The organism is Micromonospora sp. NRRL B-16802 (assembly GCF_001279555.1).
Lineage (GTDB): Bacteria > Actinomycetota > Actinomycetes > Mycobacteriales > Micromonosporaceae > Micromonospora > Micromonospora profundi.
Window position 1 is genome coordinate 105,041 of the sequence record NZ_LGEB01000097.1, and the last position, 22,378, is coordinate 127,418.

At 71.3% G+C, this 22,378-nt stretch carries 20 protein-coding genes; 12 read left to right on the plus strand and 8 right to left on the minus strand.

The window, feature by feature from the left end:
- Position 1 precedes the first annotated feature (1 nt).
- Together ADK66_RS25955 and ADK66_RS25960 are read left to right on the plus strand one after the other, a co-directional pair.
- A complete protein-coding gene (locus ADK66_RS25955) occupies positions 2–1,210 on the plus strand; it encodes an RNA polymerase sigma factor (RefSeq protein WP_053659757.1) in 1,209 nt (402 codons plus the stop codon).
- Between the two features lie 218 nt (positions 1,211–1,428).
- Positions 1,429–2,562 (plus strand): glutamate--cysteine ligase, encoded by a 1,134-nt coding sequence (locus ADK66_RS25960; RefSeq protein ID WP_053660077.1) that lies wholly within the window; start codon positions 1,429–1,431, stop codon positions 2,560–2,562.
- A gap of 17 nt (positions 2,563–2,579) precedes the next feature.
- On the opposite strand, the gene ADK66_RS25965 is transcribed toward ADK66_RS25960, so the two are convergent.
- Complete coding sequence (locus ADK66_RS25965; RefSeq protein ID WP_053659759.1) at positions 2,580–4,364, minus strand: N-acetylglutaminylglutamine amidotransferase; 1,785 nt, start codon at positions 4,362–4,364, stop codon at positions 2,580–2,582.
- A 214-nt stretch (positions 4,365–4,578) separates the two neighbouring features.
- On the minus strand, positions 4,579–5,010 hold the full coding sequence (locus ADK66_RS25970) for a MarR family winged helix-turn-helix transcriptional regulator (RefSeq protein ID WP_231640196.1): 432 nt from the start codon (positions 5,008–5,010) through the stop codon (positions 4,579–4,581).
- A gap of 94 nt (positions 5,011–5,104) precedes the next feature.
- Between ADK66_RS25970 and ADK66_RS25975 the strand changes: the two genes are divergently transcribed.
- A complete protein-coding gene (locus ADK66_RS25975) occupies positions 5,105–6,883 on the plus strand; it encodes an ABC transporter ATP-binding protein (protein WP_197281643.1) in 1,779 nt (592 codons plus the stop codon).
- Between the two features lie 30 nt (positions 6,884–6,913).
- On the opposite strand, the gene ADK66_RS25980 is transcribed toward ADK66_RS25975, so the two are convergent.
- Positions 6,914–7,699 carry a TetR family transcriptional regulator gene (locus ADK66_RS25980; protein ID WP_053659763.1) on the minus strand — a complete coding sequence of 262 codons (786 nt, stop codon included), beginning with the start codon at positions 7,697–7,699 and terminating at the stop codon, positions 6,914–6,916.
- A 145-nt stretch (positions 7,700–7,844) separates the two neighbouring features.
- On the opposite strand from ADK66_RS25980, the gene ADK66_RS25985 reads away from it, so the two are divergent.
- The 3 genes from ADK66_RS25985 (at position 7,845) to ADK66_RS25995 (ending at position 12,052) form a co-directional block, all read left to right on the plus strand.
- Positions 7,845–8,783 carry an ABC transporter ATP-binding protein gene (locus ADK66_RS25985; RefSeq protein WP_053659765.1) on the plus strand — a complete coding sequence of 313 codons (939 nt, stop codon included), beginning with the start codon at positions 7,845–7,847 and terminating at the stop codon, positions 8,781–8,783.
- A complete protein-coding gene (locus ADK66_RS25990) occupies positions 8,780–10,405 on the plus strand; it encodes an ABC transporter permease (protein WP_053659767.1) in 1,626 nt (541 codons plus the stop codon). Before ADK66_RS25985 ends, ADK66_RS25990 begins: the two co-directional genes overlap by 4 nt.
- 102 nt (positions 10,406–10,507) lie before the next feature.
- Positions 10,508–12,052 (plus strand): NAD(P)-binding domain-containing protein, encoded by a 1,545-nt coding sequence (locus ADK66_RS25995; protein ID WP_053659769.1) that lies wholly within the window; start codon positions 10,508–10,510, stop codon positions 12,050–12,052.
- Here the strand turns inward: ADK66_RS25995 and ADK66_RS26000 are convergent.
- The 3 genes from ADK66_RS26000 to ADK66_RS26010 all read right to left on the minus strand — a co-directional run bounded on the left by ADK66_RS26000 (position 12,036) and on the right by ADK66_RS26010 (position 15,239).
- Complete coding sequence (locus ADK66_RS26000) at positions 12,036–12,635, minus strand: nitroreductase family protein (RefSeq protein WP_157552942.1); 600 nt, start codon at positions 12,633–12,635, stop codon at positions 12,036–12,038. The two genes, ADK66_RS25995 and ADK66_RS26000, sit on opposite strands and share 17 nt — an antisense overlap.
- 163 nt (positions 12,636–12,798) lie before the next feature.
- Positions 12,799–14,028, minus strand: a complete 1,230-nt coding sequence (locus ADK66_RS26005; RefSeq protein WP_157552925.1) for a glutamate--cysteine ligase — start codon at positions 14,026–14,028, stop codon at positions 12,799–12,801.
- A gap of 47 nt (positions 14,029–14,075) precedes the next feature.
- Positions 14,076–15,239, minus strand: a complete 1,164-nt coding sequence (locus tag ADK66_RS26010) for a M20/M25/M40 family metallo-hydrolase (RefSeq protein WP_053660085.1) — start codon at positions 15,237–15,239, stop codon at positions 14,076–14,078.
- 205 nt (positions 15,240–15,444) lie between these two features.
- Here ADK66_RS26010 and ADK66_RS26015 point away from each other — a divergent pair, with 205 nt between their 5' ends.
- On the plus strand, positions 15,445–16,014 hold the full coding sequence (locus tag ADK66_RS26015; RefSeq protein WP_053659770.1) for a peroxidase: 570 nt from the start codon (positions 15,445–15,447) through the stop codon (positions 16,012–16,014).
- 67 nt (positions 16,015–16,081) lie between these two features.
- On the opposite strand, the gene ADK66_RS26020 is transcribed toward ADK66_RS26015, so the two are convergent.
- Together ADK66_RS26020 and ADK66_RS26025 are read right to left on the minus strand one after the other, a co-directional pair.
- Positions 16,082–16,873, minus strand: a complete 792-nt coding sequence (locus ADK66_RS26020; RefSeq protein ID WP_053660087.1) for an alpha/beta fold hydrolase — start codon at positions 16,871–16,873, stop codon at positions 16,082–16,084.
- Between the two features lie 40 nt (positions 16,874–16,913).
- On the minus strand, positions 16,914–17,687 hold the full coding sequence (locus tag ADK66_RS26025) for a hypothetical protein (RefSeq protein WP_053659772.1): 774 nt from the start codon (positions 17,685–17,687) through the stop codon (positions 16,914–16,916).
- A gap of 240 nt (positions 17,688–17,927) precedes the next feature.
- Here ADK66_RS26025 and ADK66_RS26030 point away from each other — a divergent pair, with 240 nt between their 5' ends.
- The 5 genes from ADK66_RS26030 to ADK66_RS26050 all read left to right on the plus strand — a co-directional run bounded on the left by ADK66_RS26030 (position 17,928) and on the right by ADK66_RS26050 (position 22,339).
- Positions 17,928–18,377: a ribonuclease domain-containing protein gene (locus ADK66_RS26030; protein WP_231640197.1), complete on the plus strand. Its 450-nt coding sequence runs from the start codon at positions 17,928–17,930 to the stop codon at positions 18,375–18,377.
- A 64-nt stretch (positions 18,378–18,441) separates the two neighbouring features.
- Complete coding sequence (locus ADK66_RS26035) at positions 18,442–18,807, plus strand: barstar family protein (protein ID WP_053659773.1); 366 nt, start codon at positions 18,442–18,444, stop codon at positions 18,805–18,807.
- Positions 18,808–19,682: 875 nt separating this feature from the next.
- A complete protein-coding gene (locus ADK66_RS26040; protein WP_053659775.1) occupies positions 19,683–20,624 on the plus strand; it encodes a hypothetical protein in 942 nt (313 codons plus the stop codon).
- A gap of 100 nt (positions 20,625–20,724) precedes the next feature.
- The gene (locus ADK66_RS26045; RefSeq protein ID WP_053659777.1) at positions 20,725–21,894 is read left to right on the plus strand and encodes a hypothetical protein; all 1,170 of its coding nucleotides are present in this window, start codon (positions 20,725–20,727) and stop codon (positions 21,892–21,894) included.
- Between the two features lie 16 nt (positions 21,895–21,910).
- A complete protein-coding gene (locus ADK66_RS26050) occupies positions 21,911–22,339 on the plus strand; it encodes a hypothetical protein (protein WP_053659779.1) in 429 nt (142 codons plus the stop codon).
- Positions 22,340–22,378 lie beyond the last annotated feature (39 nt).

The following is a 22,378-nucleotide window of genomic DNA, read 5'->3' on the forward strand; positions in this document are numbered from 1 at the left end:
CGTGCCTGACATCGAGGCGGTGTTCCGGGCCGAGTACGGCCGCGCGGTCGCCGTGCTGGTCCGCCTGCTCGGCGACATCGACCTCGCCGAGGAGGCCGTTCAGGAGGCGTTCACCGTCGCGGTACGGCGCTGGCCGAGCAGCGGCGTGCCGCCCAGCCCGGCCGGCTGGATCATCACCACCGCCCGCAACCGTGCCATCGACCGGCTGCGCCGGGAGGCGACCCGGGCCGATCGGCACGCCGAGGCGGCCCTGCTGTACACCGCCGAACCACCCGTCGAGGAGGGCCCGGTGCGCGACGACCGGCTACGCCTGATCTTCACCTGCTGTCACCCGGCGCTCGCCCCGGCCACCCGCGTCGCGCTCACCCTGCGCCTGCTCGGTGGCCTGAGCACCGGCGAGATCGCCCGCGCGTTCCTGGTCCCGGAACCGACGATGGCGCAGCGGCTGGTCCGCGCCAAGTCGAAGATCCGAAACGCCCGCATCCCGTACCGGGTGCCCCGCGAAGCCGACCTGCCCGACCGGCTGCACGCCGTCCTCGCGGTGCTCTACCTGATCTTCAACGAGGGGTACACGGCCAGCGCCGGCCCGAGCCTTGTCCGCGCCGAGCTGTGCGCGGAGGCGACGCGGTTGGCACGGCTGCTCGTGGAGTTGATGCCCGACGAACCGGAGGCGCTCGGCCTGCTCGCGTTGATGCTGCTCACCGAGTCGCGCCGGCCGGCGCGCACCACGCCCGACGGTGAGCTGGTGCCTTTGCCCCGCCAGGACCGTAGCCTGTGGGACGCCGCGCTGATCGCCGAAGGCCAGGCGCTGGTCCGTCGCTGTCTGCGCCGCGATCGGCCGGGGCCGTACCAGATCCAGGCCGCGATCTCCGCCGTGCACAGCGCCGCGCCGCGCGTCGCCGACACCGACTGGGGGCAGATCCTGCGGCTGTACGACCAGCTGATGGTCCTCGCTCCCGGCCCGGTGGTGGCGTTGAACCGGGCGGTCGCACTGGCCGAGGTCGCCGGGCCGGAGGCGGCGCTGGTCGAGGTGGACCACCTCGACCTGCCCGGCTACCACGTGCGGGACGCCGTCCGCGCCGACCTGCTGGCCCGGCTCGGCCGACGTGGGGAGGCGGTTGAGGCGTACCGGATGGCCGCCGCAGGCACTGACAACGCGGCCGAACGGGCCTTCCTCACCGCCCGCGCCGTGGCGTTGGCGTCGGGCTGACCGGCGGCGGCGTGCCTACTGGTCGGCCACCGCTCGTCGTCCGGCCAGGCGGACTCGGGCCCGTCCGGGTTGGCCTGCTCCCACGCCCGCAGGCGCCCCGCGACACGACGGACCCGAGCGTGGCGTCCGCCCGCGCGTTTGCCGCCTGCCTTACGCGGGAAACCGGGGCGCCCCGGCCACGGGTCCACCCGTGGCCGCAAAACCGGATGGAGGCGGCCATGGCGTACCGTCCGACGACCGTCGACACCGTGCCCGACCTGGGCATCCTCACGCTCGGCGTGGAGGAGGAATACCTGCTGCTGGACCCGGAGAGCGGGCGGAACCTGCCGGTGGCCGACAAGGTGCTCACCGCGCTGCGCGGATCCGCCCGGGACCAGAGCCGCCAGGAGTTCCGGCACAGCATGGTGGAGATGGTCTCCCCGGTCTGCGCCGACCTCTCCGAGCTGCGTGGTCACCTGGTGGCGCTGCGCCGATCCGCCGGGGAGGCCGCCGCCGCGGCCGGGGCACGGCTGGTGGCGGTCGGTGCCACGCCGGTGGCCGAACCGCACCGGACGGTGCCGGACAAGCCGCGCTACCACGCGATGTCGCGCCGGTACGGGCCTGTGGCGCACGATCCGGCGGTCTGCGGCTGCCACGTGCACGTCGGACTGCCGGACCGGGAGTTGGCCGTGCAGGTCTGCAACCACCTGCGGGGATGGCTGCCGGTGGTGCAGGCCATCACCACCAACTCGCCGCTGCACGACGGGCAGGACACCGGCCATGCCAGTTGGCGGTCGATGCAGTTGGAACGGTGGCCGAGCATCGGACCGACGCCGTACTTCGACTCCGCAGCCGACTACGACCGCACCGTCGACGAGCTGATCGCCGCGGGCATCATGCTGGACGCGGCGATGGTCTACTGGTACGCCCGGCCGTCGTCGGCGTACCCGACAGTGGAGGTGCGCGTCGGTGACGTCTGCTCCGACGTGGATGACGCGGTGCTCGTCGCCGCGCTGGTGCGCGCACTTGTCGCCTCCCTCGCCGACGACGTACGCGCCGGTGTGACCGCACCGCGTACCCGTGACTGCCTGGTGGCGGCGGCGCACTGGCGTGCCGCCCACGACGGCCTGGACGGCGAGCTGATCGATCTGCGGGCCGGCGGCACCCGACCAGCGTGGACGATGGTCGACGACCTGATGGCCAAGGTGGCCCCGGCGCTGCTCCGTCACGGCGACCTCGGGTACGTGCTGGCGCAACTGGCCCGGCTGCGCCGTGACGGCACCGGCGCGACCCGCCAGCGTGAGGTGTTGGCGCGTACCGGTGACCTGCGTGCCGTCATCGACGACCTGGCGGCCCGCACGGCCGCCGACTGACCCGACCTGGCGCGGCCTCAGCGGATGTCGTGGGTCTGCAACCAGAGTTCCAGCAGGCCGAGCTGCCACAGCTTGTTGCTGCCGGCCGCCGCCTCGGCGCGGCCCGGTTCGGCGAGCAGCCGCGCCACGTACTCCGGGCGGAACAGCCCTCGCTCGCGCGCGGCAGGCGCCTGCAACGCATCGGCGACCAGCCCTCGGACCGGCCCGTCCACATTGCGCAGCGCCGGAACCGGGAAGTAGCCCTTCGGGCGGTCGATCACCTCGGCCGGCACCACCTGCCGGGCGACCTCCTTGAGCACGCCCTTGCCGCCCTGGGCCACCTTGTGCTCCGGCGGGCAGTGCGCGGCAAGGGTGACCAGGTCCTGGTCGAGGAACGGGGTACGCACCTCCAGGCCCCACGCCATGCTCATGTTGTCCACCCGCTTGACCGGGTCGTCGGGAAGCATGAGGTGGGTGTCCAGGCGCAGCACCGCGTCCAGCGCCGACTGCGCGCCGGGTGCGGCGAGATGCCCGGCGAGCAGGTCCCGGCTGGCGTCGTGGTCCAGCGCGTACTCCGGGCCGACGACCTGGCGTAGCTCGTCGTGGTCGCGGTCGAAGAACGCGGCGGCGAACGTCTCCTCAGCGCCGTGCCGGGGTGCCTGCACCAGCGGCTGGTGGTAGCCGTACCCGGCGAACACCTCGTCGGCGCCCTGCCCGGACTGTGCCACCTTCACGTGCCGCGCGACCTGCTCGGAGAGCAGATGGAAGGCCACCACGTCGTGACTGCCCATCGGCTCGCTCATCGCAAGCACCGCCCGGCGTGCGGCGGGTACCAGGTCGTCGTTCGACAGGCGGATCCGCTGGTGGTCGGTGTCGTACGCGCGGGCCACCAGGTCGGAGTAGTGGAACTCGTCGCCGGATTCCTCGCCACGGCTGTCGAAGCCGATGCTGAACGTCCGCAGGTGCTGTTGACCGGCCTCGGCGAGCAGCGCCACGATGAGGCTGGAGTCCAGGCCGCCGGAGAGCAGCACGCCCACGGGGACGTCGGCGACAAGCCGTCGGCGTACCGCGGTGCGCAGCGCGTCGCCGACGGCGGCCCGCCAGTCGGCGGCGTCCATTCCCGCGTCGGCCGGTTCCCGTACGTAGTCGGGCCGCCAGTACACCTCCTCCCGGCTGCGCCCGTCCGCCTCGATGACCCGCAGGGTGGCCGGCGGCAGCTTGCGCACGCCGCGCAGTACGGTCCGGGGCGCGGGCACGATGGAGTGCCAGGACAGGTAGTGGTGCAGCGCCACCGGGTCGATGCTGGTGTCCACGTCACCGGCGCTCAGCAGCGCGGGCAGGGTGGAGGCGAACCGCAGCCGTCCGGGGGTCTCGGCGAGGTAGAGCGGTTTGATGCCGAGCCGGTCCCGGGCCAGGATCAGCCGCCGTCGGGTCCTGTCGACAAGCCCGATCGCGAACATGCCCACGAGGTGGTCGACGAAGCGTTCACCCCAGTGCGCGTACGCCACAAGGATGACCTCGGTGTCGCTTGTCGAGTGGAACGCGTACCCGGCGTTTCGCAGTTCCTCGCGCAGTTCCGGGTAGTTGTAGATGCAGCCGTTGAAGACCAGCGCGAGGCCCAGGTCGTCGCGCACCATCGGCTGGCCGCCGGCGTCGGACAGGTCGATGATTGTCAGCCGGCGGTGGCCGAGGGTGACCCAGTCGGCGGTGTGGAGCCCTTCGCCGTCGGGACCCCGGGTGCGCATGGCCTCGGTCATCCGGGTGACCGCCGCCGCGTCGGGCGTCTGACCGTCGAAGCGGGCCTCCCCGCTGATTCCGCACATCAGGCGGCGCGGTGGTGGTGGTTCGGGCGGGACAGCAGCGGCACGAGAGTCCTCCTGTCACGTCGTCCCGGCAGGCGGTAGCCGGTCCCGTCGACCGGACGGGGGCGGCTGGCTACCCCGATACCGGGTGGCCAAACCGTGCGGCAGTGGCTCCCAGCTGTTAGGAAGGGCCCCTTCCTATGCACCAGGCGTTAACAAGGTGCCCTTCCTTGCATCAGGCGCGCAGGGTGCGCAGGATGCGGGCCAGCTCGGCGCGGTCGGCGTCGTCGAGGTGCCCGAAGAAGCGGTCCGCCTCGGCGCGGCGAGCGGACCGGATGGCGGTGCTGACCCGCTCGCCCTCCGCGGTGAGGACGACGAGCGTCGCCCTCCGGTCGGCAGGGTCACTGCGGCGTTCGACGAGCCCTCTGGCCTGTAGGTCGTCGATGACCTCGGTGGCCGAGCGGGGGGCGATGCGCAGGTGCTCGGCGAGGGTGCCGGGGCGCACCTCGCCGTGCCGGGCCAGCACACCGAGCGCCCGGGACTGGCTGGGAGTGATGTCCCAGGGCGCCAAGGCCTCACGGGTCTGCCGGCGCAGCCGGGACGCGACGCCCCAGAACGCCTCCGCGAGGCTCTCGTCCTCGCCGCTGTCGGCGGTGTCCGCGATCACCGGAATACCGTAGCAGGCAATGCTGTTGTTCCCTCATGTTGAGGTAACCTCAGCATATCCGATCGAGAGGTGACACCCCTTGGACCCCACCCCCATGGGCCGCGACCGCGGCCACCGCACCGTCAGCGCCGAGGAGAAGTTGCAGGCCCGTCAGGTTTCCCTGCGCCGCATCGGCCGCCTGTTCACCCCGCACCGACCCGCGCTGGCCATCGTCACCGCGATCATCGTGGTCTCCTCGATCATCGCGATGGCAACCCCGTTCCTCCTACGCGCCGTGATCGACAGGGCCCTCCCGCAGGGCGACCTGACCCTGCTCGTCTGGCTGGTCCTCGGCATGGTCGCCGTCGCCGCGGTGACCGCCGCCCTCGGCGTCGTGCAGACCTGGATCTCCACCCAGGTGGGGCAGCGGGTCATGCACCGGCTGCGCACCGACGTCTTCAGCCACCTCCAGCGCCAGTCGCTGGGCTTCTTCACCCGCACCCGCACCGGCGAGGTGCAGTCCCGCATCACCAACGACATCGGCGGCATGCAGTCGGTGGTCACCTCCACCGCCACCGCCGTCGCCTCCAACCTCACCACCGTGGTCGCCACCGCCGTCGCCATGATCGCGCTCTCCTGGCAGCTCTCCCTCGTCTCCCTCGTCGTGCTGCCGCCGGCCATCTGGCTGACCCGCCGGGTCGCCCGCATGCGCCGCGAGATCACCGCCCAGCGGCAGCGTGAACTGGCCGACCTCAACGTCACGGTCGAGGAAGGGCTCTCGATCAGCGGCGTGCAGCTCGCCAAGACCCTCGGCACCGGCCCGGCGCTCATCGACCGGTTCACCGCCTCCTCGGCCCGACTCGTCGACCTTGAGCTGCGCAGCGAGCTTGCCGGCCGTTGGCGGATGGCCTCGATGAGCATCATCTTCGCCGCCGTACCGGCGGTCATCTACCTCGCCGCAGGCCTGCCCGGCGCCGCCGGCACCCTGAGCATCGGCACCCTGGTCGCCTTCACCGCCCTCCAGGGCGGCTTGTTCCGGCCACTGATGGGGCTGCTCAACGTGGGTGTGTCGCTGACCGCCTCGCTGGCGCTGTTCGCCCGCATCTTCGAATACCTTGACCTGCCCGTCGACGTGGCCGACCCCGCCGAGCCGGTCGCTGTCGACCCCGCCCGGGCACGCGGACACCTGCGCCTGGACGACGTCACCTTCGGCTACCCCGGCAGCGACACGGCAGCCCTCGCCGGGATCACGCTCGACGTGCCCGCCGGCACCAGCCTCGCCCTGGTCGGCGAGACCGGCTCCGGCAAGAGCACGCTCGCCGGGCTGATCAGCCGCCTGCACGACCCCACCGCCGGTCGGATCACCATCGACGGCGTCGACCTGCGCGACATGCGCCTTGCCGACCTGGCCGCCATCGTCGGCGTGGTCAGCCAGGAGACGTACCTGCTGCACACCACAGTCCGGGAGAACCTGCGCTACGCCCGCCCGGACGCCACCGACGCCGAGATCGAGGACGCGGCCCGCGCCGCCCAGATCCACGACCTGATCGCTGATCTTCCCGACGGGTACGACACCATGGTCGGCTCACGCGGGCACCGGTTCTCCGGCGGCGAGAAGCAACGCCTTGCCATCGCCCGTACGCTGCTGCGCGACCCGCGCATTCTGGTCCTCGACGAGGCCACCAGCGCACTGGACACCGAGACCGAGCGGGCCGTGCAGCGGGCGTTCGACGTGCTCGCCGAGGGTCGTACCACGATCACCATCGCGCACCGCCTCTCCACCGTCCGCGACGCCGACCAGATCGCGGTGCTCGACCACGGCCGGATCGTCGAGTCCGGCGACCACGACAGCCTGCTGCACCGCAACGGCCGCTACGCCACACTGGCGGCCTGACCGCTGCTCACAACGGTCTCGAAATCGTCGCTAAACCGTCTCATTATTATCGGTCAGGTGCCGGTAGACGGTGGCCCGCGAGACCCCCAGCGTCGCGGCGATCGCGTCCACCGAGTGGGTGCCCGCCGCGTGCATCCGACGCGCCGCCTCGACCTGCTCCCGGGCCAGCGCCGGGGGCCGCCCTGGCCGGCGTCGACCAGCGCCCGCCTGCGGGGCCGGCGACCCCACGGCAGCGCCCGCCGTGGCCAGGTCCCGTGGAGGTGGGGGCGCGGCGTCCGGGGTCAGCAGTCGGCGTACGCCGTCGAGCATGTCGGCGCGCAGCACCTCGTCGGGCACGTCGGTGAAGAAGACGACCGGGTCGCTGCACGTGGCCACCGCCTGGACCGCCCGGACCCGGTCCCGGCGACCGCCGTCCGGCCCGGCGATGACGTCGTTGGCGCGCATCGCGATCGTCATCAACCGGTGGTACGTGTCGCCCCGGCCCACAAGCGCGATGTCGTGGAAGAGCATGCCGAGCGGCCGGCGGTGGGCGAGCATGATGTCGACCCAGCCCTCCAGAACCGTCCACCGTGCCTGCTCGGTCGGCTGCCCCTGTGCGGAGTCGAGCAGTGCCTCCAGGTCGGCCACCAACGGTTCGACAAGGGCGCCGAGCAGGTGCTCCTTTGCCGGGAAGTGGTACAGGATGGCGGCCTTGGTCAGCCGCAGCCGTTCGCCGATCTGACGCAGCGAGGTGCGCTGGTAGCCGTGTTCGGCGAAGAGGTCGAGCGCGGCACGCAGGATCCGGGTACGGGTGTCGTCCGCGGGATCGGCGGTCATTGCGCCAGCCTAGATGAGCGCTTCCGGGTCGATCGCCGACACCGAGTGGCGGTCGCCCTCGTTCGTGTGGATGGTCACCGTTGATTCGTCTGACCGTCGGTCAGTACAGTGAGGGTGATCGACGCAGCCAACGGCAGGAGGGGCGATGCCCGTCATCTCGATCGGCAACCTGGTCAAGACGTTCGGTGCCATCCGGGCACTCGACGGGCTCGACCTTCGGGTCGAGCGGGGAGAGGTGCACGGCTTCCTCGGCCCCAACGGCGCCGGCAAGTCGACAGCCATCCGGATCCTGCTCGGCCTGCTGCGCCGCGACTCCGGCGAGGCGCTGGTGCTCGACGCCGATCCGTGGCGCGATGCCGTCCGCCTGCACCGCCGGCTGGCGTACGTGCCCGGCGACGTCAGCCTCTGGCCCAACCTCACCGGGGGAGAGGCGATCGACCTGCTCGGTGAGCTGCGCGGCGGCCTCGACCAGCACCGCCGCGACGAGCTGCTGCGCCGCTTCGACCTGGACCCCACCCGCAGGTGCCGTACCTACTCCAAGGGCAACCGGCAGAAGGTCGCCATCGTCGCCGCGTTCTCGTCGAACGTGGAGCTGTACGTGCTCGACGAGCCGACCTCCGGCCTCGACCCCCTCATGGAGGCGGTGTTCCAGGACGAGGTCCGGCGGATCAAGCGGGCCGGCGCGACAGTGCTGCTCTCCAGCCATGTGCTCGCCGAGGTCGAGGCCCTCTGCGACCGGGTCAGCATCATCCGCGAGGGTCGGACCGTCGAGTCCGGCACCCTCACCGAGCTGCGCCACCTCACCCGTACGGCGGTGACCGTCGAAACGGCCCGCCCGGCCACCGGTCTGGCCGAGCTGCCCGGCGTGCACGACGTGCACGAGGTCGACGGTCGTACCCACCTGGAGGTCGAGCCGGCGCACCTGGACGAGCTGCTCGGCCGGCTCGTCCACTTCGGTGTCCGGGCGCTGACAAGCACACCGCCCACACTGGAACAGCTCTTCCTGCGTCACTACGGCGACGACCCGGCCGCCGCGAACGGCCGCGCCGCCGCCGCCGACGCCCCAGGGGCAGGTGCGCGGTGAGCGCCCTCACCGGTACGCCCCGGCTGGCCCGCCTGGTGCTGCGCCGCGACCGGATCCGCCTCGCCATCTGGGTCCTCGGCACACCGCTGCTCGGCTACGCCCTCGCCGGCAGCGTCGCCGGCATCTACCCCGACGAGGCCGCCCGCCAGGGCTACGCCACCACCTCGGCGTCCAGCCTCGTCGCCCGCGCCTTCAACGGCCCGATCGCCGGCACCGACCTCGGAGCCGTGGTGGTCGCCGAGACATACGTGACGCTGGCCCTGATCGTCGCGCTGCTGAGCAGCTTCGCCGTGGTCCGGCACACGCGCCAGGACGAGGAGACCGGCCGGGCGGAGCTGCTCGGCGCGTCAGTCGTCGGCAGGTACGCGCCGCTCACCGCCGCGCTGACGGTCGTCGTCGCGGCGAACGTGCTGGCCGCCGCGCTGCTCCTGCTCGCGCTGGTCGGCGCGGGTCTGCCACTTGCCGGTTCGGTCGCCGCGGCCGGCGCGATCGGTGGCGTCGGGATCGCCTTCACGGCCGTGGCCGCGGTCACCGCGCAGCTCTCGGTGACCGCCCGAGGCGCCAACGCACTCGCCGCCGCTGTCGTCGGGCTCTCCTTCGTGCTGCGCGCCGCCGGTGACGTCCTCGGCGAGCAGAGCGCCGACGGCACCCGGGTACGCAGCGCCTGGCCGTCCTGGCTCTCCCCGCTCGGTTGGGGCAACCAGGTGCGCGCCTTCGGCGACGAGCAGTGGTGGGTGCTCGCCCTGCCCGTTCTGCTGCTGGCGGCAGGGGTGGCGCTCGCGTACGCCCTCGCGGAGCGACGTGACCTGGGCGCCGGCCTCATCGCACCCCGGCGCGGCCCGGCCACCGGCGCGGCCGGGCTGCTCAGCCCCGCCGGCCTGGCCTGGCGTACGCAACGGGGAACCCTGCTGGGCTGGGCGGTCGGAGTGGCAGTCCTCGGCCTGTCGATGGGCGTCGCCGCCGACGAGTTCAACGCGATGATCGACGCGAACCCGGCCGCCGCCGAGGCGATAAACGCGATGGGCGGTGGCGACAACCTGCTCGACGCGTACCTGGCCGCGATGCTGGGGCTGTTCGCGCTGACCATCGGCGCGTACGTCGTGCAGGCCCTGCTGCGCGTACGCGGCGACGAGACCGACGGGACACTGGAGGCGGCGCTGGCCACCGCCGTGGGTCGTACCCGCTGGCTCGGCACCCAGGTGCTCGCCGCCGTGCTCGGCGCTGTCGCGTTGCTGCTGCTCGCCGGCCTGACCACAGGCCTCGGCTACGGCCTGGTCACCGGCGATCCGCTCGGCTCGGCCGTCGAGCTGGCTGGCGCCGCGCTGCTGCGGCTGCCCGCCCTCCTGGTGGTCGCCGGGGTGGTGACAGCGCTGTTCGGTCTGCTGCCCCGCCGGTCGGTGGCGCTGTCCTGGGCGGTGCTGCTGGTCTTCCTGCTGCTCGGGCAGCTCGGCGCGGTCCTGGAACTACCGCAGGCGGCGCTCGACCTGTCGCCGTACACCCATGTGCCGTCCGTGCCCGCTGTCGACCCGGTGGCGCTGCCGCTCGTGGTGCTGACAGCGGTGGCCGCGTTACTGCTCGCGGCGGGCGTCGCCGGTTTCCGCCGTCGGGACGTCCCGAGCTGACAGGCGTTGCCGCGCCTACCGTTTCTCAACGCAGTGGTATTGACACGTAACGCATTGCATCCCATGGTCGATGGACCCGTTTCTCCGTCGAAGGGTCGCAGGATGGTCAGCAGCGAACACAGGTACGTCATCGTCGGGGCCGGGCCTGCCGGCCTTCAACTGAGCTACTACCTCCAGCAGCAGGGCGCCGACTACCTGACGTTCGAGAGCGGCGACGCGCCGGGCGGGTTCTTCACGCGGTTTCCGCGCCACCGCCGGCTCATCTCGCTCAACAAGGTGCACACCGACAGCACCGATCCCGAGATCCGCCTCCGCTGGGACTGGAACTCGCTGCTCAACGACGACCCGGATCTGTTGTTCCCGAAGTTCAGCGAGGAGTACCTGCCGGCGGCCGACGACCTGGTGCGCTACCTCGCCGAGTTCCAACGCGTCCACAAGCTCAACGTCCGCTACGGCACGACAGTCGAGCGGATCACCCGGACCGACGACGGCTTCACGGTGCGCACCAACAAGGGTGAGGTGCGGGCGCGCTGCCTGGTCGTGGCCACCGGCTGGGGCCAGCCGTTCGTGCCCGCCATCAAGGGCATCGAACACGCCATCGGGTACGAGGACATGGTCGTCGACCCCACGGCGTACGACGGTCAGCGGGTCCTCATCATCGGCAAGGGCAACTCCGCGTTCGAGACGGCGTCGGCAATCCTCGGGCGGGCGTCGATGGTGCACCTCGCCAGCCGGCAACCGTTGCGACTGGCATGGAACACCAAACACCCCGGCGACGTCCGTGGCCAGTACGGCGCGATCCTCGACAGCTACCAGTTCAAGACGCTGCACTCGGTGCTGGACTGCACGATCGACGAGATCCGTCAGGTCGACGGACGGTACGAGGTGTCCATCACGTACACCCACGCCCAGGGGGAGACCGCGGTCCTCGACTACCACACGGTGCTCAGGTGCACGGGCTTCCGGATGAACACCGCAATGTTCGACGAGACGGTCCGCCCCGACATGGTGCGCGACGGCCGCATGCCCGGTCTGCGCCCCGACTGGCAGTCCCGCAACGTCGACGACCTGTACTTCGCCGGCACCATCGCCCAGGACCGGGACGCCAAACACGCCTCGTCGCCCTTCATCGACGGCTTCCGGTACAACCTGCGCACGTTCACGCGGATGCTGCGGGAGCGCTACGACGGCGTGCCGCTGCCGTACGCGACGACGCCCGCCGACCCCGCGTCGCTGACCAAACTCATGCTCGACCGCGTCAACTGGTCCTCGGCGTTGTGGACCCAGTTCGAGTACCTGTGCGACGTCTTCGTCCGCGACGACGCCACCGGCGACTTCCACCACTACGAGGACCTGCCGGAGGACTACGCGGTGGAGCGCTTCGGGGCCGCCGCTCAGTGGTACACACTCGCGCTGCGGTGGGGCCGCGACGACTACGGCGACGTCTTCGCCATCGACAGGCACCCGACCCCCGACCGGGCGAGGGAGAGCGCCTTCATCCACCCGGTGATCCGGCGTTACCGTGGCGCGGAACTGGTCGCCGAGCAGCACCTGCTGGAGGACCTGCTGGCCGAGTGGCGGCGCCCGGACCGCCACGTCGAGCCCCTTGTCGAATTCCTGACCGGGGACCTCACCACCGGATCATGACCTCATCGAGGGGTTTGCGGGTCAGATCGGGCACCTGGGCGTCCGGCGCGGGATACCCGACGGGCATCACCACGTACGGGCGCTCCTCCGGCGGACGCTCGCACACCTCGTTGAGGAACCGCATCGGACTGGGCGTGTGGGTCAGGGTGACCAGGCCGGCGTGGTGCAGCGCGGTGATCAGAAGACCGACGGCGATGCCCACGGACTCCTTGACGTAGTAGGGCTTCGGGCTGTTCGGCCCCTGGTGCACCTCGAAGACGACGATGACGGCAGGTGCGGTCTCCAGGAACGGCTTCCGCCAGTCGGTGCCTAGCCTGGCGATCGCACCCAGCCACTCCGCCGAGGCGCGGCGGTCGTAGAAGGCGCGTTCCTCGGCCTCCGCCGCCTCGCGCAGCCGGCGTTTGCGTGCCGGGTCGGTCAGCACCACGAACCGCCACGGCTGCACGTTCGCACCACTGGGCGCTGTCGACGCGGCCCGGATGGCGGCCTCGATCACCCCGTCGGGAATCGGGTCGCCGGCGAAGTCACGCACGGAACGGCGTAACGCCATCCGTTCGGCGAAGGCCTCCGCGTCGCGCACCATGTCCGCCGGGGGCCTCCGGTCGTGCTGGATGGCGACAGTGGACAGCAGATCTGCGTCGTTCACCTGGGACCTCCCCTGATCCGGTGCACCGGTCTTCACGGGAGGGCACGCCCGCCGTCGACATCCGGTTTCTCAAGCATTTCCGGGGCCGGGCGGCTTGTCGTTACGCCGTTGTGCTTTCTTCGTACATGGGCCGCTTGGACGGGGTTCGAGCAGCGACAGCGTGTGCGTCTCCCGCGTGGGCGGGCGCGTACCCGCCGGTGTCGTCATCGCGTGCGGGCGTGGTCCGGGCGGCGATCTCGTCGACGACGTCGGTCAGGCGCCCGCGTCGCGCCGCGGCGGCCCGCTGCCGGGTCGCCCCATCGCCGTTCGTGGCCAGCCACCCCAGCCAGGACTCCACAGGCTCCCGGTCGCCCGTGGCGTCCAGCGCCGGCCGGGCCAGCGCCACGAGCCGCTCGGCGAGAGTCGCCGCGGGCAGCAGCCGGCCCGTGATCACGTCGACGCCGTGCCCGCCCATCCCGTCGCGGGCCGCCCGCCAGTACGCGAGCCGCATCAGCTCAGCCGTCGGCTGTGGCCCCTCGTCACCTCTGTCGACGGCCTCCCCGGCGACGATCGCCAGGGCCCGCACCAGTGCCGCCAGCGCCGCCGATTCCACGGCGGTCAGGGGTACGTCGGCCACCCGTACCTCAAGAGTCGGGTGGTTGATCGACAGGCGGAGGTCCCAGAAGATCGTGCCGTGGTCGACAAGCGCGCCCGCGTCCAGGAGCATCGCCACGTGGTCGTCGTACTGCCGTGCCGACCGCAGGAACGGCGGCGGGCCGGCCACCGGCCAGCGCCCCCACGTGACAGTGCGCCAACTCGCGTACCCGGTGTCGCGCTCGGCCCAGTAGGGCGAGTTGGCAGTGAGGGCGACGAACACCGGCAGGTGCTGGCGCAGATGGTTGCCGATCAGCACGGCGCGGTCCCGGTCGGGCTCCTCCACGTGGACGTGGACGGCGCAGATCGCCAACTCGTCATGCAGCCCACGGAACATGGCGGTGCCCCGGTCCTGCCGGGGCCCCTCGGTGATGGGCGGCGGTACGGCACAGCCGAGCACCGGTGAGCCGCTGGCGATCGCCCGCAGACCCGCCGACCGGGCCGCTGCCTGGACGGCGGCGCGACCCTCGACCAACTGCGCGCGGAGATCGTCCACGCTGCGGCACGGGTCGGTGCGGGTCTCCACCTGGAACTTGGTGATCTCACCGCCGACCCGGACGCCGAGAGCCGGGCGCGCACCGTCAACCACAGTCGCCGCCTCCGGCACGACCACACCCCGGTCGGCGTCTACGACGAGGAACTCCTCCTCGACGCCGAGCAGGGGAACCGACGATGCCGAACGGTGTCCCGTAGTCATATCGACGCCGACCCCTCGCTGCCGGACGTTCGCCGGCGTTGAGCAGGTTACTGGATGTCGCCGACAGGTTGCGATCCGAAACGCTCCATCGTGGACAGAGCGTCAACGAGCCCGGCCAGGAGCGCCGTCCGCTCGGGCATCCGGTCGAGGCAGACGTACTCGTCGGCGGCGTGCGCTCCGCCACCCACCGCGCCCAGGCCGTCAAGGGTCGGCACGCCCAGCGCGGCGGTGAAGTTGCCGTCGGACGCGCCGGCAGCGGACGCGCCCACCAGCCGCGGAATGCCGAGCTGGCCCGCGATCGACTGAGCCAACTCCAGAAGCGGCCGCGCGAGCTCGGGGGACATGGGGTACCGATTGATCCCGCCCTGCACCGCGAGCGTCGCCTCGGGCAGGAACGGCACCAACCCACGGATAGCGTGATCGACCCGTTCGAGTTCGTCTCTGGTCCAGGCGCGCACGTCAACGGCCAGGCTGGCATGCTCGGGCACCGTGTTCGTCGTGGTGCCCGCCGAGAGCAGCGTCGGCGTGACCGACGTGCCGCCGCTGTCCGCCACGCCGAGCGTCCTCAACGTGAGAACCTGATGGGCGACCTCCACCGTGGCGTTGACCCCGCGCTGCGGTTCGACACCGGCGTGCGCGGCGCGGCCCGAGACCGTGAGCCGGTACACCGAACCGCCCTTGCGAGCCACCTTCACGTGCCCCTCCGGGGTGGCCGCCTCGCAGACCAGAACGGCACCCGAGCGCCGAGCCTCACGCTCGATCAACGGTCTCGACGTGACGGAGCCGGTCTCCTCGTCGCAGGTGAGCAGCACACCGACAGCCGAGGTGTCCTCAAGCAGGCCCAGCGCCGTGAACATCTGCACGATCCCGGCCTTCATGTCACACACGCCAGGTCCCGTCGCGACGTCACCGAGTACGGTGAACGGCCTCGACCGGATCGTGCCGACCGGGAAAACCGTGTCGAAATGCCCCAGGAGCAGCACACGCTGGTCGACGGCCGGCCACAGCAGGTGCGGCAGCCCATCGACAACGACCCGGCGGGCGGGCCGGCCGAGCACCTCCTCGCCCCAGCGGGCAAGCAGGTTGGCGCAGGTTTCCAGGTGGGGCAACGAGCCTGGCGCAGACTCGCACGAGACGAGCGCGTCCAGCCGGTCGACCATGTCGGTTCGGAGCTTCTCGGCGGCGTCAAGCAGACGGAGTGGGTGCTCCATCGATCCCTCCAACCGCACGACCGACGGCCTGGCCGGACGTGCCCATCGACCATCGCAGGAGGCCGGGGCTGTGGTCATCCTTGTCTTTGCTCAGCTGGACGGTGCCGGGCGATCACGTTGGTCGAGAACCGCTTACGCCACTTTCCCGACAGCGTCCGGGGTCGCAGCGGCGTACCGTTCGCGGTCGAGCGTAGGGAGGGGCAGGATGAGCCACCTGCAGCAGGCGGAGCAGTCGCCGGACACCGAGCGGATCTTCGATGCGGACACGAGTGCGATTGGCTACCTGCCCAACTACACAAGGTTGTTCGCCCACAGCCCGGCCGTGTACCTGGCCTGGCAGCAGCTCAACGGTGCGGTGAAGGCCGAGATGGAGCTGCGCCGCTACGAGTTGGCGACCCTCGCCGCAGCCCGGGCCCTGAAGTCCTCCTACTGCGGACTGGCGCACGGGAAGATCCTGCGCGACAAGTTCTTCGACGCATCGACCGTCGCCGCCATCGCGACGGAGCACGGCAGCGCCGACCTCTCCGCGCAGGAGGTCGCAGTCGTCACGTTCGCCGGGAAGGTCGCGACCGATGCGAGCTCCGTCCGCGAGGCCGACATCGAGGTCCTACGCGGTCACGGTCTCGATGACACGGAGATCTTCAGCGTCATCCTCGCCGTTGGTGCCCGATGCTTCTTCAGCACCGTCCTCAGCGCCGCCGGGGCAGAACCCGACCCGCAGTACAACGACAGCCTCGACGAAGACCTACGGCGGGCGTTGAGCTTCGGCGGCTAGAGCCAGGCCGACGAGTGGCCCGGATCAACGATGCCGTGCAGCGCTTCGCGGCAGGGTCGGAGAATGCTCAGCGTTCGAAGAACTCGGTCAACGCCGGCGCGAGGACGTCGTCGGGAACTCCGTGCCATTCACCGGGCAAGCTCCGGTGCAAACTGTTGGGCATCGCCTTCGCAATGGTGGCAGTCATGCCGGTGAGGTCGTCACCGCTCGCCTCGCTGCCCAGGACGAGGGTCGGCACGCTTACCGACGCCAGGAGTTGGAGCGAGGTGGCCTCGCTGACCATGCAGTCGTAGACCAGGGTGTGCGCGACCGCCTCCATCGCTGACCAGGACTGACTTTCGCGCATCCCGGCCACGACCTCGTCGGGCACGCCGACGCCGGTCAGGAAGTGCTCCACCGCGGCCGTACGGCGTTCCGCCGCTATCAGTTCGGCGAGTTCGGCGGTGAAGGCTGCTTGTGCGGACCTGTCCTCAGTGGTGTCGGTCGGCGGCTCGAGAAGCGCCAGCTTGGGGATCGTGAGTCCGTTCGCGGCAGCGTGCAGGGCGAGCAGGGCGCCAGAGGAAAAGCCATAGAGAAAGGCCGAACCGCCGGCTTCGTCGATGAGCGCGGCGAGGTCGTCGACTTCGCGCTCGACGGCGTACGGCTGGGTGTCTGTGCTGTCTCCCCGACCGCGGCGGTCGTAGTGGTAGACGGTGAAGTTGGCAGCGAGCAGGTCGATCAGCCCGCCGAACGAGCTGAGCCCGCGGTAGTGCCCGGCGGCGTCCACAAGGATGAGGGCGGGCCCGCTGCCGGCCTGCTCGTAGGCGATCGAGGTGCCGTCCCTGGACGTCACCGTCCTGCTGGTCGTTGGCTTCGGCATCGCCACTAACGCTCTCCCTCAACGATGGGTGTCCGGCTGATCAGCCCTTGGTGTCTCGTCGGTGAACCAGTTCGCTGATCCAGCGGGCGGCCTCCTTCTGCGCGGCGAGCATGCTCTGGCGGGCCTCGGCCACCTCCTCGTCGGTGTCCATGTCGGGGTACTCGCTCAGGATCGTCACCCACCTGCGGCTCAGCTCCTCGGCGTACGTCGCTCTGCGAAGCTGCTCGTCGAACTGGTACTCCAGTTTTACCATCCGGTCGACGTGCGGTTGGAGCGCCGGCATGATGCGCTCGTCGAGGCGGACAGCAGCGTCGGGCCGGCAGGTGATGAGGACGTCGCCGCGTCGATAGGACCACTCCGGATCCTCGGCGAGCGCCCGCTGCAACGCCACCTCCAGGTCCGCAGCCCGGTGTGGCGGTAGATCCCGGGCTGCGTCGGAGGCGAGCCGGGTCAACCGCTGGACGGCGTTGGGCTGGAAGTACTGCACGTACCAACTCAGCACCTCGGCCCGCAGGCTCGCCGGCGACGACCAGGCGAACGTGGCGCGGATGTAGAACGAGTACACGTAGCCGCGCGCGGGAACCGGGATCAGCCGGGGCGCGTCGCGCTGTTCCACGAGCGGGCCGGACGGCGACGGACCGGCTCCGGCGCCGACGGGTGCCTCGTCCTGGAGCGCGGCGACCAGCCGGTCCCAGCTCCGTGCCCACCAGCGCCACGCGCCGACGCTCACGTTCCGGGTGATGGTCAGCCCACGGATGCCGCGCTGCCGCCACTGGTCCGCGGGGCGCGGCCTCCCGTCGGGAGCGTCCGTCATGGCACCCCTTATGGTCACGGATCCGCGTTTCACGCTAACAACCCGTGACCGATATGCCCGTAGCCACGCCGTCGACCAGGGGAGCGGCGCTGCGGCGCGGGGAGCGGATCGTCCGTAGTTCACCGAGCATTGTGGATGCGTTGAGGCGCGAAGGGGTATCGCCGCGAGCCGGCAGCGGTGAGACTGGTTCCGATCCGACAGTGACGCGGATCGATGCATCGGATGGTCTGGAGGCAGCCTGTGTCCACCCTCGTGTCCCCGCCGGCCACGCTCGGCGCGATCCGCCGGCGTACCACCACCCTCGCCCTTCTCCTCGCCATGGTCGCCGCCGCCCTTGTCGGCCCGTCCGTGGTGGCCCCCCGGTTGACCGGCTCCGCCTCGGCGGCGGTCTACAGCTCCTGCACCATGAGCCGCTGCGCGGACGCCCGCACCGCCCGCTCCGGATGGTCCGCCAAGGGCTTCCCGACCAGCCGCGGCTGGTATTCCTGGAGCGGCGGCAAATCCAACTTCGCCGGCGGCCGGTTCTACAACTACGAGGGTCAACTGCCCACCAACGCCACCTACTACGAGTACGACGTGTACCCGCGCACCCAGGGCGCCGCCCGGGACGCGTACCGGATCGTCGTGAACCGCAGCACCGGCGTCACGTGGTTTTCGCCGAACCACTACACCGACTTCTACCGGCTCTGACCAACGCCGGTGCCGGCCGCCAATCGGCCGGCACCGGTGGTCGAGCCAGATCAGGGGGTACGCGATGGTCGACCGGAACGGTGGCTCGCCACCCGAGTGGTTGACCGTGTGCCGGACGGGGACGCCGACGGTGCCCGGAGCGTCGGTGCTGGACGGCGCGGCAACCCGAACCCGACCGGCGCTCTTCGCCGCACTGGCTGCGGCGCTGGCCCTGCCGGCCCACCTGGGAAGCACCTGGGACGCCCTCGCCGACGTGCTGCGGGATCGGCTGGACGCCGGCCCGCTCACCCTGCTGATCGACGACGCCGGCCAACTGCTCGCCGACGAGCCCGCCGGTGAGTACGCCGTGCTCCTCGCGGTGCTGGGCGACCTGGCCGCCACCGCCGCACATCCGCTACGCGTCGTCCTGCGCCATGCCTCGCCCTCCTGAGCGCTGCCGCTGTCGGCGCAGTCCACGAGTCGACCCAGGATCCCGTGCCGCCGCGAACGGAGGATTCCCGCGCACGCGCCCCCTCGCGGCCACGTGCACGGTTGTCGCACCGATGACCGCGGTGCCGCCTCGACGCACTGCCGCCTCGACGCACTGCCACGTCGACCTACTGCCATGTCACCCGACGCCGATCGGCTGACCGGATTCGCGTCATCGCCGCCTGGCGCGCGCCTCCGGAGATTCCGCGACCAGAGGTCCTCCCGGGTTCGGACAGGCGGGCGTCGCCCCACGGAGCGTGAGGGTGCTGGGGCGCACATGCTCCGGTGAACGTGATGACTCTGTGGCATCAAGATGACTGTGCGGTATCAAGCTCAACAGCGACCTCGGCCCCGCGCGTTGACCGGCACGCCGCGTCGGCCGGTTTGGCACCCCGCGTGGTCGGGCACGTCGCGTCAGTCGGTTCGGCACGTCGCGTCGGCCGGTTCGGCACGTCGCGTCGGCCGGTTCGGCACGCCGCGTGGTCGGGCACGTCGCGTCGGCCGGTTCGGCACGCCGCGTGGTCGGGCACGTCGCGGTGACCGGTTCGGAACGCTGCGGTGACCGGCGTCGCGTTGGTAGTGCGCTGCGACGACCCGGCGCTGCGTTCTTATGCGACGTGTTGACCGGCGCAGCGCTGGTGACGTGCGGCGCCGCGGTGGCCGGTGGCCGGTGGTCGGGGCGTGGCGGCAGTCGCTGTGCCGATGCTCAGTTCCCGACACTCGGGGTCGCCCCGGGGTCCGGTGACGGTGGCGGTGACGGTCGGGTGACGGCCGCTTCGCAATTCTCGTGCCGAGCCGGGCGGTAGGCCCCGGCACGGGCAGCGGGGGGAACGTGCGGTGGACTTCGTCGACGGGGTGCTTGTGCGGTTGGCCGATCCGGGCACCCGCGCCGCCGTCTTCGACGACGAGTCGCTGGCCCACCTGGTCGAGGCCGCGTACGACACCGAGGCGATGCCTGTCGCGCCTCCGTACTCGGCGGTGTTCGACGAGCTGACGCTCGGTTTCGCGGCCGCGCCGGTGACCCTGGCCGAGGGAGAATGGCTGGGCTCCGGCGGCACCGCGCGTACCGAACTGCGGGTACGGCTGCACGGCCTCGGCGGGTCGGCGCTGCGCATCGACGCGCTGTGGCGGGGCAGCCTGGTGGTGCGTACCAGCGTGGCCCGGGACCGGGTCGAGGACCTCGACGTGGCGGTGCCCGCCTTCGACGTCGATCCGCAGATCGTCGCCGACCTGGGCGCGCTGCCAACCGACCCGGCGGTGCTGGAGACCGAGCGCCGTACCCGGCTGGTGGCCCGGCTGCGGGACGGCCTGCACCAGCCGGCCGCGTTCACCGACGCGCACCTGGACCGGCTGCTCGCCGGTGTGGGGGCCGCGACCGCCGGCGACCTGGTGACACGCATGCGCGGGCAGGTCGCCGGTGCCACAGTGAAGCTGCGGTACGCGGCCCCGCCAGCCGCACCGCCCACTCCGCGTCACCTGCCGTTCGCCGCCGCAGTGCTGATCCGCGACCGAGGTTTCTCCCTGGCCGACCTGCTCGTCGAAACCCGGCTCGTGCGGGCTCGCGCCGAGGAGTTGGGGCTGGACGTGCCCGCACCGGACGACGTCCGGCGCCGGCACCGGGTGGTTGCGGTCTGGGTGGTGCCCATCGAGACGTTCGACGACGACGGCTGGCCCGGCGGCGACACCGGGACCGACGCGCAGAAGCGCGCCGCCCGGTTCGCTCGCGCCGGCCAGTGGCTGGCCCGCAGCGGCATCGGGCTCGCCGCAGTGGCGACCTGAAACGCCCGCCCACCGACCACAGCGGCCCGCGAGCCGCCCACCGACCACGGCGGCCGAGGCCGCCCACCGACCACAGCAGCAACTCCGTCCGGGAGGACCCGTGGCACCGACAGCAGCATTCCCGTTCATCGAGGTCCGGATCGTGCCGCCTCCGGCGCCACTGGCCCAGCGCTCACCGGGTGTCATCGCCGTGGTCGGCAAGGCGCCGTCCACGGCCGACGGTGGCTCGGCGCCGGCGAACACGCCGGTCCGGATCGAGACCCTCGACGACGCGGTCACCAACTTCGCCCGCCGGCAGGCCGGCAACGTCGTCCGCAACGCCCTCTACAACTCGCTGGAGTTGGCGTTCCTCCAGGACCCGCGCCCCGCCAAGGTGTACGGGGTCAAGGTGTCCGGCGACGACTACGCCGCTGCCCTCGGCGCGCTGGAGGCCGCCGACGACGTCACGATGGTGTCGCTGGCCAACGAGACGAACGTCGGCAACCCGGCCGGTGCGGGGGCGCCCACCGGCCTGCACGCCCTCAAGGCGCACGTGGAGACGATGTCCGCAGCCGGCCAGCGGCGCATCGGCTTCGCCATGGTCAACCCGGCCACCGACAAGGTGCCCACCTACGTCACCGACATCACCACGGCCGCGAACCCACTCAAGAGCAGCACCAGCCGGATGATGATGATCGCGGCCCGGGGCGCCGACGGCGACGCGGCCACCGCCGCGATGGCGGCCGTGGCCGGGCTGCCGGTGCACCACAGCATCGTGCTGAAGAAGATCCGTGGGGTGGCCATCCCGGTGGCCAAGCAGTACAGCCCCGCCGAGATTAAGGGCCTGTCCGAGGCGAACCTCACGCCGATCATCGACCCGACCCTGATCACCGGGGAGAGCCTGCACTTCGCCGACGGGCGGCTGTTCACAAGCGACGCGAGCCTGCTGCACGTCGACCTGGTCCGCACCCTCGACCAGATCGAGTTCATGCTCCGCGCGGGCCTGATCGGCCTGGTGGGCGACGCGCGGATCACCAAGCCGGGGATGACACTGCTGAAGACCCAGGTCGACGGCATCCTCGGACCCCTCAAGCGGCAGGCGGTGATCGACGACTACCGCATCGAGATCCCGGTGCTGGACATCCTCAGCATCCCCGAGGTCGCCCGTACCGCCACCGACACCTCGATCGTCACCGCCGCCCGGGCCGACCGCACTGTCGACCTGGTCGTCACCGTCACGTACGGCCCAGCCGTGAGCCGCCTGCTGGTCACGCTCGTGGCCAAGTTCTGACCGGAGGAACCAGACCATGGAGTGGAAGACCCGCCTCGCGGTGCAGTACACAAAGGGCACCGAGACGGTGCTGATCAGCCCGATCGACTCGTTCAGCCCGTCCTTCTCGCTCAACGTCGAGGCGCTGCACTCGTGCGAGGTGACCCACCTGGGCGTCATCCACGCGCCGGTGTCGATGAACTTCACGATGACAGTCAAGGCGATCGGTGACGTCGCCGGCCGGCTCACCAAACTGGCCCTCGACGGCGAGCTGTTCGACATCGCGCTGCTGGAGCACACCGGCGACGACTGGGCGTTCTCGTCCTTCGTGTTGCAGGACTGCCTGATCACCAGTGCGACGCCGACGACCGCCACGATCTCCGGCGCACCGGCGGCGACGTTCAGCGGCTTCAGCCTGGCCGCCACCGTCGACCCGAAGACCGGCGACCAGTCCGTGCTGCCCTGACGCGCGACCGACCGACAGTCGACGACAACCCGCCCACGA

Coding starts and splice junctions, on each gene's coding strand:
- ADK66_RS25960 (WP_053660077.1), top strand. CDS start 1,429: ATGGCGTACCGTCCGACGACCGTCGACACCGTGCCCGACCTGGGCATC.
- ADK66_RS25965 (WP_053659759.1), bottom strand. CDS start 4,364: ATGTGCGGAATCAGCGGGGAGGCCCGCTTCGACGGTCAGACGCCCGAC.
- ADK66_RS25975 (WP_197281643.1), top strand. CDS start 5,105: ATGGGCCGCGACCGCGGCCACCGCACCGTCAGCGCCGAGGAGAAGTTG.
- ADK66_RS25980 (WP_053659763.1), bottom strand. CDS start 7,699: ATGACCGCCGATCCCGCGGACGACACCCGTACCCGGATCCTGCGTGCC.
- ADK66_RS25985 (WP_053659765.1), top strand. CDS start 7,845: ATGCCCGTCATCTCGATCGGCAACCTGGTCAAGACGTTCGGTGCCATC.
- ADK66_RS25995 (WP_053659769.1), top strand. CDS start 10,508: ATGGTCAGCAGCGAACACAGGTACGTCATCGTCGGGGCCGGGCCTGCC.
- ADK66_RS26000 (WP_157552942.1), bottom strand. CDS start 12,635: ATGGTGCGCGACGCGGAGGCCTTCGCCGAACGGATGGCGTTACGCCGT.
- ADK66_RS26005 (WP_157552925.1), bottom strand. CDS start 14,028: ATGACTACGGGACACCGTTCGGCATCGTCGGTTCCCCTGCTCGGCGTC.
- ADK66_RS26010 (WP_053660085.1), bottom strand. CDS start 15,239: ATGGAGCACCCACTCCGTCTGCTTGACGCCGCCGAGAAGCTCCGAACC.
- ADK66_RS26015 (WP_053659770.1), top strand. CDS start 15,445: ATGAGCCACCTGCAGCAGGCGGAGCAGTCGCCGGACACCGAGCGGATC.
- ADK66_RS26020 (WP_053660087.1), bottom strand. CDS start 16,873: ATGCCGAAGCCAACGACCAGCAGGACGGTGACGTCCAGGGACGGCACC.
- ADK66_RS26025 (WP_053659772.1), bottom strand. CDS start 17,687: ATGACGGACGCTCCCGACGGGAGGCCGCGCCCCGCGGACCAGTGGCGG.
- ADK66_RS26035 (WP_053659773.1), top strand. CDS start 18,442: ATGGTCGACCGGAACGGTGGCTCGCCACCCGAGTGGTTGACCGTGTGC.
- ADK66_RS26050 (WP_053659779.1), top strand. CDS start 21,911: ATGGAGTGGAAGACCCGCCTCGCGGTGCAGTACACAAAGGGCACCGAG.